We start from the raw sequence: 13,246 nt of genomic DNA, 5'->3' as shown, positions 1-13,246 counted from the left end.
TCGTTTCAGAATCCACCCGTCCGCGGCCTCCGCCGCTTCTGAGTACGCGGCACGGTGGTGTACGCGCGAGATCGCGTCAACCAAGCGAGTCCGGGACGACGGGAGGTGGTTGGAGAGGGCGCTCGCCTCACACTCCACGTGCTCCTCCGCGCGCAGGAGCCTAGGGCCACGCAGCGTAGCAGTCGGAACGCCGGGTTCCTGGCTTCGCCGCATCACGATCTGTCCCAAGCCCCTCACGCGAACAGCGGCATCGTCGATTCGGGCAGCGCCAGCGCCGCCATCATCTCGCGCAGCTCCTGGCGCGCGGCGACGTGGCTCAGCCCCATCCCGCCGAACGCCTTGGCGTCGAGCAGCGTCAGCCCCTTGGGAAACAGCTCGCGGTAGATCACGCGCTCGCCCAGCCCGGGGATGATGCGGAAACCGACGCGGCGGGCGAGCTGGTCGAGCGCGTCCGACACCCGGCGCATGTTGCGCGCCTCCAGATATTGCAGGCGGTTGCGCAGCACCACCCAGTCGATCGTGGTGCCGTCCTCGCGCGCGCGCGCCTTGCGCGCGTCCCAGATCAGCTCGGAATAGAAGCTCGGGCGCGTCACCTTGTAGGTCTCGGGATCGACCTGGCCGATGAGGTCGAAGTCGACGAAACTGTCGTTCATCGGCGTCACCAGCGTGTTCGACAGCGCCGCCGCGAGCCGCGCCGCGGGGTCGTCGCGCCCCGGCGTGTCGATCACCAGGAAATCGTAGCCGTCGGTGAAGCGCTGGTAGAGTTCGGCGAAGATGCCGTCGGCACGGCCGTCTCCCGTGGCATGGTCGGGCAGCGGCAGGTCGATCGCCGAGCGCTTCACGGTCGACTCGCGATTCTCTAGGTAGCGCCCGAGCGTGCGCTGGCGATGGTCGAGGTCGATGCAGGCGACGCGTGCGCCCTTCGCCGCGAGCGCGATCGCGACATGGACCGCGGTGGTGCTCTTGCCCGTCCCGCCCTTCTCGTTGGCGAAGACGATGACGTGCGTGCGCCCGCCCGGCGCCCCCGCGCCCGGGCTCTCGTCGTGCACGCCTGCAACGGTATCGGACAATTCGTCGCATCCCTGATTGATCGCGGTTCGTCGCGACCATAGAACCCGACGCCGCGAGTTTCGAGGGGTAACGGGTGGAGATATATCGGGAGCTCGCCGGGCTTCGCGCGGCGCTCGAGGCGGCGCGCGCGAGCGGCCGCGAGGTGGCGCTGGTGCCGACCATGGGGGCGCTCCACGCCGGCCATATCGCGCTGGTCGAGGCCGCGCGGCGGCCGGGCACGACGGTGGTGGCGTCGATCTTCGTCAACCCGCGCCAGTTCGGCGCGGGCGAGGACCTGTCGCGCTACCCGCGCAAGGAGACCAGCGATATCGCCATGCTGACCGAGGCGGGCTGCGACCTGCTGTGGCTGCCGCCGGTGGAGCAGATGTACCCGGACGGCTTCGCCACCATTGTATCGGTCAGCGGGGTGAGCGAGGGGCTCGACGGCGCGGCGCGGCCGGGCCATTTCGACGGCGTCGCCACCGTCGTGGCCAAGCTCTTCAACCAGGTGCGCCCGACCCGCGCCTTTTTCGGCGAGAAGGACTTCCAGCAGCTCGCGGTGGTGCGGCGCATGGTGACGGATCTCGACGTCGAGGTCGAGATCACCGGCGTGCCGACTCAGCGCGAGGACGACGGGCTCGCGCTCTCGTCGCGCAACGTCTATCTCTCCCCCGAGGAGCGGCAGAGAGCGGTGGCGCTGCCGCGCGCGCTCGGTATCGCCGCGCGCGCGATCCGCGGCGGTAGCGACTCGGCCAAGGCGCTCGACGACGCCACCGCGGCGCTGACCGCGGCGGGCTTCGAGGTCGATTACGTCGCGCTGGTCGACGCCGAGACCCTGTCGCCGCAGCCGACACCGGGGCGGCGGCGGCAGCTGCTCGCGGCGGCGCGGCTCGGCAAGACGCGGCTGATCGACAATCTCGCGGTCGATCTAGGCTAAATTCGACTGAAGTCGGATTAACCGATTAACCAATTAGAGACTCGAATCAGCGAGAACACTCCTCATTCCAAGGATTAGAGGGGTAATCCGAGATGCTGACCGATTTTGAAGGCGCGCTGCTCGCCCGCCGCACCGCGGAGGCGACCCGCGGCAATGAAGACGCTGCCTATGACCTGGGCGTGGCCTATTCGACCGGCACTGCCGGCGCGACGCTCGACCTGATCGAGGCGCACAAATGGTTCAACCTCGCCGCGGCGCGCGGGCACGAGGCGGCCGCGGCTGCGCGGGCCGAGGTGGCGGAGGACATGACCGCGCGCGAGATCGCGACCGCGCAGCGCGCCGCGCGCGACGTGCTCGCGCTGGGCACTCGCCGCGCCGCCTGAGCCTCGCTGGCCCGAGGCGCCCGGTCGACGACGGCGCTGATGGGTGTGGTGGGTGGAAGGCCGAAGACTCTCGCGTCCTGCTCGATTTCGTCATCCTGAGTTTGTCTCGGGATCCACCGTGCCGCTTATCGAGCGGCCGGAGCGAGCGACGACGGATGGATCCTGAAACGCGTTCAGGATGACGCCCTTCGTTTGCAGACCTCCATCCTCCCCGCTAGCGGGGAGAATGGGCTTCGGCCTGCTCCCGGCAGGCCCAAGATCCGGAGGACACCATCTCGCCCGCACTAGCAGCGCGCAGCGCTGACGGAGGGGGCGCTCCGCGATCGAGCCGGTTCATGTGGGGCGAGCCCCCCTCCACCACTCGCCTTCGGCGAGCGGTCCTTCTCCCCGCGAGCGGGGAGGATCTTCAGGCCGCTCCTCGTCCTGGCATCCTACTTCTTCGCCGCCGCCTTCTTCGCGGGCGCTTTCTTGGTGGCCGCCTTCTTCGCCGGCGCCTTGGCGACGCCCGCCTCCACCTTCGCCGCAGCCGGCTTCTTCGCCGGCGCCTTCTTCTTGGCTGGCTTCTTCGCCGGCGCCGCGGCGGCACGGTCGTCGATCAGCTGCGCTGCCTCCTCCAGGGTGAGCTGATCGGGCGCGATCGTCTTGGGCAAGGTCGCGTTGGTGGTGCCGTCGGTCACGTACGGGCCATAGCGCCCCTCCATCAGCCGCAGCTCGGCCTCGGTGCGCGGGTGCGCGCCCAGCAGCTTGAGCGGCTCACGCGCGGCGCCGCGCTGCGGCCGCCCGCCGCCCGCCGCCGCCTCGGCCAGCTTCACCACCGCGGCGTTCATGCCGGTCTCGAACACCTCCGCGGTCGACTGCAGCCGCGCGTACTTACCCTCGTGGACCAGATAGGGGCCGTAGCGCCCGATACTCGCGGCGATGTCCTTGCCGGTTTCGGGATGCTGGCCGATCACGCGCGGCAGATGGAGCAACTTCAGCGCCATCTCCAGATCGAGCTCGGCAATGTCCTTGGGGATCGAGGCGCGCTTGGCGTCCTTGCCGTCGCCGAGCTGGATGTACGGGCCGAACCGCCCCGACTTGCGCTCCACCGGCAGCCCGGTCTCGGGATCGTGGCCGAGCTGCTCGGGCGCGGCATCCTCGCCCGCCTCGGCGCCCTGCGCGAAGCGGCGGGTGTATTTGCACTCGGGATAGTTGCTGCACGCGATGAATGCGCCGAACTTCCCGCCGCGCAGCGCCAGGCTGCCGACGTGGCATGCCGGGCACAGCCGCGGGTCGGTGCCGTCCGCCTTGTCGGGGAAGAGGTAGGGCGCGAGGAACTGGTCGAGCTGCGCGGTGACCTCGCTCGGCTTCTGCTCCATCACCTCGGCGGTGCGCGGCTTGAAATCGCGCCAGAACGCCTCGAGCACCGCCTGCCACTGCGCGCGCCCGCCCGAGACGTCGTCGAGCTCCTCCTCGAGTCCCGCGGTGAAATCGTAGCCGACGTAGCGCTCGAAGAAGCGCTCGAGGAAGGCGGTCACCAGCCGGCCGCTCTCCTCGGCGAAGAAGCGGTTCTTCTCGACGCGCACATAGGCCCGGTCCTTGAGCGTCTTGATGATCGAGGCATAGGTCGAGGGCCGCCCGATCCCCAGCTCCTCCATGCGCTTGACCAGCGACGCCTCGGAGAAGCGCGGCGGCGGCTGGGTGTAATGCTGCTCGGCGTCGACGCCCTTCTTGGCGGGCGAATCACCCTCCTTCAGGCGCGGCAGGCGCTTGGCGTCCTCGTCCTGGCTGTCGTCCTGGCCTTCCTCGTAGAGCGCGAGATAGCCGGGGAAGAGCACCACCTGCCCGGTGGCGCGCAGCACGTGGCGGCCGGTGCCGTCGGCCAGCTCCACCGTCGTGCGCTCCATCCGCGCCGAGGCCATCTGGCTCGCCAGCGCGCGTTTCCAGACGAGATCGTACAGCCGCGCGTGATCGCCCGAGCCGACGCGGTCGCGGCCGAAATCGGTCGGCCGAATCGCCTCGTGCGCTTCCTGCGCGTTCTTCGCCTTGGTCTGGTACATCCGCGGCTTGTCGGGAACGTAGCCGCCGTCGTAGCGTGCGGCGATCGCGGCGCGTGCGGCGGAGATGGCGCTGCCGTCCATCTGCACGCCGTCGGTCCGCATATAGGTGATCGCGCCGTCCTCGTAGAGCTGCTGCGCGATCCGCATCGTGTGGTCGGCGGAGAAGCCGAGCTTGCGCGCCGCTTCCTGCTGCAGCGTCGAGGTGGTGAAGGGCGGCGGCGGGTTGCGCGTCGCCGGCTTGGTCTCGACCGACTGGACCGAGAAATTGCCGGCCTCGACATCGGCCTTGGCGCGCAGCGCGTCGCCCTCGTTGCCGATCGAGAGCCGGTCGAGCTTCCGGCCCTCCCATTGCACCAGCCGCGCGACGAAGGGCGTCCCGTCCTGCTCGAGGTTCGCCGTGACCGACCAATATTCCTGCGCGCGGAACGCCTCGATCTCGCGCTCGCGCGAGACGATCAGCCGCAGCGCGACCGACTGGACGCGCCCCGCCGACTTGGCGCCGGGCAGCTTGCGCCACAGCACCGGCGAGAGCGTGAAGCCGACGAGATAGTCGAGCGCGCGGCGCGCCCGGTACGCGTCGATCAGGTCGGTATCGAGCTGGCGCGGGTTGGCCATCGCCTGCGTCACCGCGGGCTTGGTGATGGCGTTGAAGGTGACGCGCTGGACGTCCTTGGGCAGCACCTTGCGCTTGGCCAGTACCTCCTGGACGTGCCATGAGATCGCCTCGCCCTCGCGATCGGGGTCGGTCGCAAGGATCAGCCTGTCAGCGGTCTTGGCGAGATCGGCGATCGCCTTGAGCTGCTTGGCCTTGTCCGCGTAATTCTCCCATTCCATCGCGAACCCCTCGTCGGGGTTCACCGAGCCGTCGCGCGGCGGCAGGTCACGGATATGGCCGTAGCTCGCGAGCACGCGATAGTCGGAGCCGAGGTATTTTTCGATGGTCTTCGCCTTGGCGGGCGATTCGACGATGACGAGCTGCATAAGCGGTCGGTAGCGGTCCTTACGTGTACGCGCGAGGGTGGGTGGCCGGAGCGGGCACGTCAAGCGAGGGTAAATCCTCCCCGCTCGCTGGGAGGGGGACCAGCCGGAGGCTGGTGGAGGGGGGCTTCCGCGAGCGTTGCGCGACGAGGAAAGCCTCCTCCACCACCCGGCTGCGCCGGGCGGTCCCCCTCCCCGTGCCGGGAGGATCTTCGCGCCTCACCGCGTCGGCACCGGCGTGTCGCCGCTGTAATCGTAGAAGCCGCGCCCGCTCTTGCGCCCGTACCAGCCCGCCTCGACGTACTTCACCAGCAGCGGCGCGGGACGGAATTTGGGGTCGCCGGTGCCCTCGAAGAGCACGCGCGTGATCTCCAGGCACGTGTCGAGCCCGATGAAGTCGGCCAGCGTCAGTGGCCCCATCGGGTGGTTGAGCCCGAGCTGGCAGGCGGCGTCGATGTCGGGGATGGTCGCGACGCCCTCGCCCAGCGCGAACACCGCCTCGTTGATATAGGGCATCAGCACGCGGTTGACGATGAACCCCGGCGCGTCGCTGGCATGGACCACGCGCTTGCCCAGCCGCGCGGCGAAACGCTCGATCGCGGCCACCGTCGCGTCGGCGGTGGCGAGGCCACGAATCACCTCGATCAGCCCCATCACCGGCACCGGATTGAAGAAGTGCACGCCGATGAAGCGCGCCGGATCAGGCGCGGCCTGCGCCAGCCGCGTGATCGGGATCGACGAGGTGTTGGTGGCGAGGATCGCGTCCGCGCCCAGCACCTCGCCGACCCCGGCAAAGATCGCGCGCTTGATCTCCTCGCGCTCGGTCGCCGCCTCGATCACCAGCGCGCAGCTCGCCATCGCGTCATAGCCCGCGACTGGCTCGATCCGCGCGAGCGTCGCGTCGCGCGTGGCGTCGTCGATCTTCTCCTTGGTCACGTCGCGGTCGAGCCGCGTGGCGATGCCGTCGCGACCTTTTGCCGCGCGCGCCTGATCGACGTCGGCGAGCAGCACGTACGCGCCCGCCGCGGCGGCGACCTGCGCGATCCCCGCTCCCATCTGCCCCGCGCCAATGACGCCGATCCTGTCCATGCCCGTCTCCTGTGCGGCGCGTGCGCCGCTAATGCCGCCGACGGCTCGGCGGTCGCCGCTTCTCGGCGAGCGCTGTAGCGGGACGGGAGTGGGAGGTGAAGCGGTACGGCGGAACCTGCCGCCGCCTCGGCGTAGGAGCGACCGATCGGGACCGAGCCGTGCTCCGGCGTTCGCCGGAGCACGGTGGCGGTACGTCAGTTCAGGCCGACAGCTTCTGGCTGAACGCATCGGCCGGCTTGAGCTGATCGATGCGATCGGCGTTCATCACCTTGTCCCACGCCTTGACGAAGTCGCGGACCATCTTCTCCTTCGAGTCCGACTGAGCATAGACCTCGGCCTGGGCGCGCAGCTCGGACTGCGAGCCGAAGATCAGGTCGACGCGCGTCGCGGTCCAGGTCGGTGCCTTGGTCTTGCGGTTCATGCCCTGAAAGCGGTTGTTCGACTCGGTCGCGACCCACTCATTCTCCATCGTCAGCAGGTTGACGAAGAAGTCGTTGGTCAGCACGCCGACGCGATCGGTGAACACGCCCTCCCTGGCATCGAAGGCATTGGCGCCGAGCACGCGCAGCCCGCCGACCAGCACGGTCATCTCCGGCGCGGTCAGCCGCATCAGCTGCGCCTTGTCGACCAGCGCCTCCTCCGGGGCCATGAAGGCGCCGTCCCAGTAATAGTTGCGGAAGCCGTCGGCCATCGGCTTGAGCGCCTGGAACGAGTGGACGTCGGTCCACTCCTCGCTGGCGTCCATCCGGCCCGGGGTGAACGGCACCTCGATGTCCACGCCGCCGTCGCGCGCCGCTTTCTCCACCGCGGCGGTGCCCGCCAGCACGATCAGGTCGGCGATCGACACCTTCTTGCCGCCGGTCGTACCCGCCTCGAACTCGGCCTTCACCTGCTCCAGCTTGGGCAGCACCTGCGCCAGCAGCGCGGGATCATTGACGTCCCAGTCCTTCTGCGGCGCGAAGCGGATCCGCGCGCCATTGGCGCCGCCGCGCTTGTCCGAGCCGCGGAAGGTCGAGGCCGAGGCCCAGGCGACCGACACCAGCTGCGGCACGGTGAAGCCGAGCCCGAGCAGCTTGGCCTTGAGCTCGGCGATCTCGCCCGCCTCGATCACGGAATGATCGAGGGCCGGGATCGGGTCCTGCCAGATCAGCGTCTCTTCCGGCACGAGCTTGCCGAGGTAGCGCTCGCGCGGGCCCATGTCGCGATGGGTCAGCTTGAACCAGGCGCGCGCGAAGGCGTCGGCGAACGCGTCGGGGTTCTCGAGGAAGCGGCGCGAGATCTTCTCGTAGACCGGGTCGGCGCGCAGCGCGATGTCCGAGGTGAGCATCGTCGGGCGGTGCTTCCTGTTCGGATCGAACGCGTCGGGCACGTCCTCGGGCGCGTCCTTGGCGATCCACTGGTGCGCGCCGGCGGGGCTCTTGGTGAGCTCCCACTCGAAGCCGAACAGATTCTCGAAATAACGGTTCGACCATTGCGTCGGCGTCTGGCTCCACGTCACCTCGAGCCCCGAGGTGATCGCGTGCGTGCCGACGCCGCTCTCGAACTTGCTGCGCCAGCCGAGCCCCTGGTCCTCGATCACCGCGCCCTCGGGCTCGACGCCGATGAACGACGGGTCACCCGCGCCGTGCGTCTTGCCGAACGTGTGGCCGCCCGCGACCAGCGCCACCGTCTCCTCGTCGTTCATCGCCATGCGGCCGAACGTCTCGCGGATGTCGTGCGCCGAGCGCGCCGGGTCGGGCTCGCCGTTGGGACCTTCGGGATTGACGTAGATCAGGCCCATCTGCACCGCGCCCAGCCCGGGGTGGAGCTGACGCTCGCCCGAGTAGCGCTCGTCGCCGAGCCAGCTGCCCTCGGGACCCCAGAACAGCTCCTCGGGCTCCCAGGTGTCGGCGCGGCCGCCCGCGAAGCCGAAGGTCTTGAACCCCATCGACTCGAGCGCGGCATTGCCGACGAGCACGAACAGGTCGGCCCAGCTCAGCGCGTTGCCGTACTTCTGCTTGATCGGCCACAGCAGGCGCCGCGCCTTGTCGAGGCTGGCATTGTCGGGCCAGGAGTTGAGCGGGGCGAAGCGCTGCTGCCCTCCGCCGGCGCCGCCGCGCCCGTCGGTGATGCGATAGGTGCCTGCCGAGTGCCAGGCGAGGCGGATGAACAGGCCGCCGTAATGGCCGAAGTCCGCCGGCCACCAGTCCTGCGAGTCGGTCATCAGCGCCTTGAGGTCGGCCATCACCGCGTCGAGGTCGAGCGTCTCGAACGCCGCGGCATAGTCGAAGTCGGCGCCGAGCGGGTTGGACCGCGGCGAGTGCTGGTTGAGCGCGGTGAGGCTGAGCCCCTCCGGCCACCACTCGCGATTGCCCTGGCGCTTCGAGCGATTGCCCCCGCCGTGCCCGACGACGGGGCAGCCGCCGCCCACTTCGCCCGTCTTCGCGTCCATGCTCGCTCTCCTCAGCATCGTGGCCCGCACGCTCCTGCGCGGCGGTACGCCACCGTTGACGAGGGGATAGGCCGTTCCGGTGACGCGAGTAAAATCGATTAAAGGCGTAGCTTTGAAGGAGTGGGTCGATCAGTGAGTCAGATCCTCCCCGGCACGGGGAGGGGACGGCGCGCAGCGCTGACGGAGGGGGCTGTCCACGAACGATCCGGCTCGTGTGCGGAGGGCCCCCACCACCACCGGCCTGCGGCCGGCGGTCCCCCTCCGCGTGCCGGGGAGGATCTTGCGCCCTCGCAACCCATTGCATCGCCCTGCACATGCCGTCACCACGCGCGGCATGACCGAGCTCCCGCCCCCGCCCGCCGACCTGCTCGACGGAGCCAGCCTGTTCCTCGACTTCGACGGCACCCTGGTCGACATCGCCGACACCCCCGACGCGGTCGCGGTGGCCGACCATGTCCCGAGCCTGCTCGCGCGGCTGGTCGACGCGCTCGACGGGCGCGTCGCGATCGTCAGCGGGCGCCCCGTCGCGGAGGTGCGCGCGCTGCTCGCCCCCGCCCTGCTCACCGTCGCGGGCAGCCACGGGCTGGAGATCGCGGGCGCCGATGGCGGCTGCTACGCCCCCGAGCGCCCGCCCGCGCTGGACGAGGCGCTCGCCGCCGCGCGCGACCTCGCCGCGCTTCACCCCGGCGTGCTGATCGAGGACAAGCCGTTCGGCGTCGGCCTCCATTATCGCCAGGCCCCCACGGCCGAAGAAGCAGTGACCGCGCTCGCCGACCAGCTCGCCGCCGCGCACGACCTCAAGGTGCAGCACGGCAAGATGGTGGCCGAGCTGCGGCTGCGCGGGCGCGACAAGGGCAGCGCGGTGGACCTGCTGATGGCGGAACCCGCGCGGCGCCACACGCGTCCTGTGTTCATGGGGGACGACGTGACCGACGAGGCAGGCTTCGCCGCCGCGCGCGCCCAGAGCGGCGCGGGCGTGCTCGTGGGACCGCCGCGCGACACCGCCGCCACTTATCGTCTGGACGACGTCGCCGCCGCGCTCGCCTGGCTCGCCGCTGCCTGCCCCTCCCCTCACCTATCGGAGACATGATGACCAACCTCGACCTGTGGCCGATCGGCAATTGCCAGGTGAGCGCGCTGGTGGACCGGCAGGGGCGCTTCGTCTGGGGCTGCGTGCCGCGCGTCGACGGTGACCCGCTCTTCTCCGCCCTGCTCGGCGGCGAGGCGCCCGACAACGGCTATTGGGGCATCGAGATCGAGGACAGCGTCTCGGTCGAGCAGGAATATATCCGCAACACCCCGATCCTGGTCACGCGCCACGTCGACAGCCACGGCGGCGCGATCGAGGTGATCGACTTCTGCCCACGCTTCGCGCGCGAGGGGCGGACCTATCGCCCGGTCGGCTACGCACGGATCATCCGCCCGGTCGCGGGCAGCCCGCGCGTCCGCGTCAGGCTGCGCCCCACCTGCGGCTGGGGCGGCGGCTGCCGCGAGCAGATCGGCGGCTCCAACCACCTGCGGCTGCTGCTCGACACGATCGCGCTGCGGCTCACCACCACCGCGCCGATCGCGATGGTGCAGGGCGAGCACGCCTTCCGAGTCGAGCGCCCGCTCCACTTCTTCCTCGGGCCCGACGAGAGCTTCCAGGGCGACCTCGCCAGCACGGTCGACCTGATGCTCTATCGCACCACGCAGGAGTGGCAGGGCTGGGTGCGCGGGCTGGCGATCCCGCTGGAGTGGCAGGAGACCGTGATCCGCTGCGCGATCACGCTCAAATTGTGCCAGCACGAGGAAACCGGCGCGATCGTCGCCGCGCTGACCACCTCGGTGCCCGAGCACGCCGGGTCGCAGCGCAACTGGGACTATCGCTACTGCTGGATCCGCGACGCTTATTACACCGTGCAGGCGCTCAACCGGCTAGGCGCGCTCGACGTGCTGGAGGGCTATCTCGGTTACCTCCGCAACATCGTCGACGCCGCGCGCGGCGGCCATATCCAGCCGCTGTACGGCGTCCTCGGCGAGGCGCAGCTGCCCGAGCGGATCGAGGAGCAGCTCGCCGGCTATCGCGGCATGGGGCCGGTGCGCGTCGGCAACCAGGCGGCCGAGCAGATCCAGCACGACGCCTACGGCCAAATCGTGCTGTGCTCGGTCCACGCCTTCTTCGACCATCGCCTGTTCCGCGCCAGCGGCGTCGAGGACTTCGAGGCGCTGGAGCGCGTCGGCGAGCGCGCCTGGGCCTATTACGACCAGCCCGACGCCGGGCTGTGGGAGCTGCGCACGCGACAGAGCGTCCACACCTATTCGAGCGCGATGTGCTGGGCGGCGTGCGACCGGCTCGCCAATGCCGCCGAGCGGCTCGGGCTGGCCGAGCGCCAGTCGGTCTGGGCCGAGCGCGCGCAGGTGATCCGCGCGCGCATCGAGGGTGCGGCGTGGCGCGAGGAGACGCGGCGCATGTCCGCCACCTTCGCGGGCGACGACCTCGATGCCAGCGTGCTCCAGCTGCTCGACCTGCGCTTCCTCGAGGCCGACGACCCACGCTTCCTCGACACGCTGGCGGCGATCGAGACCGGCCTGCGCCGCGGCTCGACCATGTTACGCTACGACACCGAGGACGATTTCGGCCTGCCCGAGACCGCCTTCAACGTCTGTACCTTCTGGCTGATCGAGGCCTTGTATCTCACCGGCCGCAGCGACGAGGCGCGCGCTCTGTTCGAGGAGATGCTGACGCGCTGCACCGCGGCCGGGCTGCTGTCCGAGGACATCGATCCCCAGAGTGGGGAACTGTGGGGAAACTATCCGCAGACCTATTCGCTGGTCGGCATGATCAACTGCGCCAGCATGCTGAGCAAACCCTGGAGTAGTATCCGTTGAGTCGTCTGATCGTCATCTCGAACCGTGTCACCGCGCCCAAGGGTTCCACCTCGGGGGCACAGGGCGGGCTCGCGGTGGCGATGGCGGCGGCATTGCGCGACCGCGGCGGGTTGTGGTTCGGTTGGTCGGGCGAGCAGACCGATCACTTCACCGGTCATATCAACTTCCAGCGCAACCAGGGCGTCACCACCGCGACCGTCGATCTCGAAGAGCAGGACGTCCAGGAATATTACGACGGCTATGCCAATCGTACGCTGTGGCCGCTGTTCCACTATCGCATCGACCTGGCGGAATATGAGCGCGAGTTCGCCGGCGGCTATCAGCGCACCAACCAGCGCTTCGCCGACACCGTCCGCCCGCTGATCGAGCCCGACGATCTGGTGTGGATCCAGGACTACCACATGTTCCCGCTCGGCGCCGAGCTGCGCCAGCGCGGCTGCCGCAACAAGATCGGCTTCTTTCTCCACATTCCCTGGCCACCGCGGCGGCTGCTCGGCACCCTGCCGAACGCGCGTGAGCTGGTGGAGACGCTGTTCGCCTATGACCTGATCGGCTTCCACACCGCCGAGTGGCTCGATTCGTTCCGCGACTTCGCGATCCACGACATGGGCGCGACCGTGGATGAGCACGGCATCGCGCGGCTCGGCGACCGCTCGGTCCGGCTGGTCGCCTGCCCGATCGGGATCGACGCCGCCGAGTTCGCCGACATGTCCAAGGGCGTCGCGGCGCGGCTCGCCTATCGCCGCATGCGCGACAGCGCGACCGGGCGCGACATGATCGTCGGCGTCGACCGGCTCGATTATTCCAAGGGGCTGGAGGAGCGCTTCCTCGGCTACGAGCGCTTCCTGATCGAGCATCCCGAGGAGCGTAAGGAAGTGTTCCTGCTTCAGATCGCGCCGCCCAGCCGAGTCTCGGTGGAGAGCTATCAGCGGATCCGCGTCTCGCTCGAACAGATCTCCGGGCGGATCAACGGCGAGTACGCCGACGTCGACTGGGTGCCGGTGCGCTACGTCAATCAGGGCTATCCGCGCGACCAGCTCGCCGGCATCTACCGCGCCGCCAAGATCGGGCTGGTGACTCCGCTGCGTGACGGCATGAACCTGGTGGCGAAGGAATATGTCGCCGCGCAGGACCCCGCCGACCCCGGCGTGCTGGTGCTGTCGCGCTTCGCCGGCGCGGCCGAGCAGATGCCGGAGGCGCTGCTGGTGAATCCGTATAGCGCGGAGGAGGTGTCGGACGCGATCTGGCAGGCGCTGCGCATGCCGCGCGACGAGCGCGTGCGCCGCTGGGAGGCGCTGATGCAAGGCGTCCAGTCGCAGGACGTGACGTGGTGGGCGAGCGAGTTCCTCGGCGCGCTGGAGCAGGTCGAGGTGAGCGAAGGGGCGGAATAGCGAGAGCCCCTTTCCTCAGAGGGAAGGCGAGATCATCGGTCTCGCGCGACCTACTCCCCCCCCGTAGAGGAGGGCTG

General features: G+C 69.6%; 9 protein-coding genes. 5 read left to right on the top strand and 4 right to left on the bottom strand.

What is annotated here, in order from left to right; all coding sequences use genetic code 11:
• Window positions 1-233: 233 nt before the first annotated feature.
• The gene (locus tag K7957_RS16350; protein WP_183944985.1) at window positions 234-1,049 is read right to left on the bottom strand and encodes a division plane positioning ATPase MipZ; all 816 of its coding nucleotides are present in this window, start codon (window positions 1,047-1,049) and stop codon (window positions 234-236) included.
• A gap of 95 nt (window positions 1,050-1,144) precedes the next feature.
• Between K7957_RS16350 and panC the strand changes: the two genes are divergently transcribed.
• Together panC and K7957_RS16340 are read left to right on the top strand one after the other, a co-directional pair.
• Window positions 1,145-1,987 carry a pantoate--beta-alanine ligase gene (gene panC, locus K7957_RS16345; protein WP_223013291.1) on the top strand — a complete coding sequence of 281 codons (843 nt, stop codon included), beginning with the start codon at window positions 1,145-1,147 and terminating at the stop codon, window positions 1,985-1,987.
• 92 nt (window positions 1,988-2,079) lie between these two features.
• Entirely contained in the window at window positions 2,080-2,370 is a 291-nt protein-coding gene (locus K7957_RS16340) for an SEL1-like repeat protein (protein ID WP_183921738.1), read from the top strand.
• Window positions 2,371-2,801: 431 nt separating this feature from the next.
• Here K7957_RS16340 and topA read toward each other — a convergent pair whose 3' ends face one another.
• The 3 genes from topA to katG all read right to left on the bottom strand — a co-directional run bounded on the left by topA (window position 2,802) and on the right by katG (window position 8,907).
• Window positions 2,802-5,390: a type I DNA topoisomerase gene (gene topA / locus K7957_RS16335; protein ID WP_223013289.1), complete on the bottom strand. Its 2,589-nt coding sequence runs from the start codon at window positions 5,388-5,390 to the stop codon at window positions 2,802-2,804.
• A gap of 216 nt (window positions 5,391-5,606) precedes the next feature.
• On the bottom strand, window positions 5,607-6,476 hold the full coding sequence (locus tag K7957_RS16330) for a 3-hydroxybutyryl-CoA dehydrogenase (RefSeq protein WP_223013287.1): 870 nt from the start codon (window positions 6,474-6,476) through the stop codon (window positions 5,607-5,609).
• 199 nt (window positions 6,477-6,675) lie between these two features.
• Window positions 6,676-8,907, bottom strand: coding sequence for a catalase/peroxidase HPI (gene katG, locus K7957_RS16325; protein ID WP_223013285.1), 2,232 nt, complete (start codon window positions 8,905-8,907; stop codon window positions 6,676-6,678).
• A 334-nt stretch (window positions 8,908-9,241) separates the two neighbouring features.
• On the opposite strand from katG, the gene otsB reads away from it, so the two are divergent.
• Genes otsB through K7957_RS16310 form a run of 3 tightly spaced genes read left to right on the top strand, consistent with a single transcriptional unit; the run spans window position 9,242 to window position 13,169 of the window.
• Entirely contained in the window at window positions 9,242-9,997 is a 756-nt protein-coding gene (otsB, locus tag K7957_RS16320) for a trehalose-phosphatase (RefSeq protein ID WP_223013283.1), read from the top strand.
• Window positions 9,997-11,778: a glycoside hydrolase family 15 protein gene (locus K7957_RS16315; protein ID WP_223013281.1), complete on the top strand. Its 1,782-nt coding sequence runs from the start codon at window positions 9,997-9,999 to the stop codon at window positions 11,776-11,778. The genes otsB and K7957_RS16315 overlap by 1 nt, the downstream gene beginning before the upstream one ends.
• A complete protein-coding gene (locus K7957_RS16310) occupies window positions 11,775-13,169 on the top strand; it encodes an alpha,alpha-trehalose-phosphate synthase (UDP-forming) (protein WP_223013279.1) in 1,395 nt (464 codons plus the stop codon). The genes K7957_RS16315 and K7957_RS16310 overlap by 4 nt, the downstream gene beginning before the upstream one ends.
• Window positions 13,170-13,246: the final 77 nt, after the last annotated feature.

It is taken from the genome of Sphingomonas yunnanensis (assembly GCF_019898765.1).
In the GTDB taxonomy this organism is placed as follows: Bacteria; Pseudomonadota; Alphaproteobacteria; order Sphingomonadales; family Sphingomonadaceae; genus Sphingomonas; species Sphingomonas yunnanensis.
This window is presented reverse-complemented; position numbering and strand designations above follow the sequence as displayed.

Excerpts from the sequence above, each read along its gene's own strand:
- K7957_RS16330 (WP_223013287.1), bottom strand. The coding sequence starts at position 6,476 with ATGGACAGGATCGGCGTCATTGGCGCGGGGCAGATGGGAGCGGGGATC.
- K7957_RS16315 (WP_223013281.1), top strand. The coding sequence starts at position 9,997 with ATGACCAACCTCGACCTGTGGCCGATCGGCAATTGCCAGGTGAGCGCG.
- otsB (WP_223013283.1), top strand. The coding sequence starts at position 9,242 with ATGACCGAGCTCCCGCCCCCGCCCGCCGACCTGCTCGACGGAGCCAGC.
- K7957_RS16340 (WP_183921738.1), top strand. The coding sequence starts at position 2,080 with ATGCTGACCGATTTTGAAGGCGCGCTGCTCGCCCGCCGCACCGCGGAG.
- topA (WP_223013289.1), bottom strand. The coding sequence starts at position 5,390 with ATGCAGCTCGTCATCGTCGAATCGCCCGCCAAGGCGAAGACCATCGAA.
- katG (WP_223013285.1), bottom strand. The coding sequence starts at position 8,907 with ATGGACGCGAAGACGGGCGAAGTGGGCGGCGGCTGCCCCGTCGTCGGG.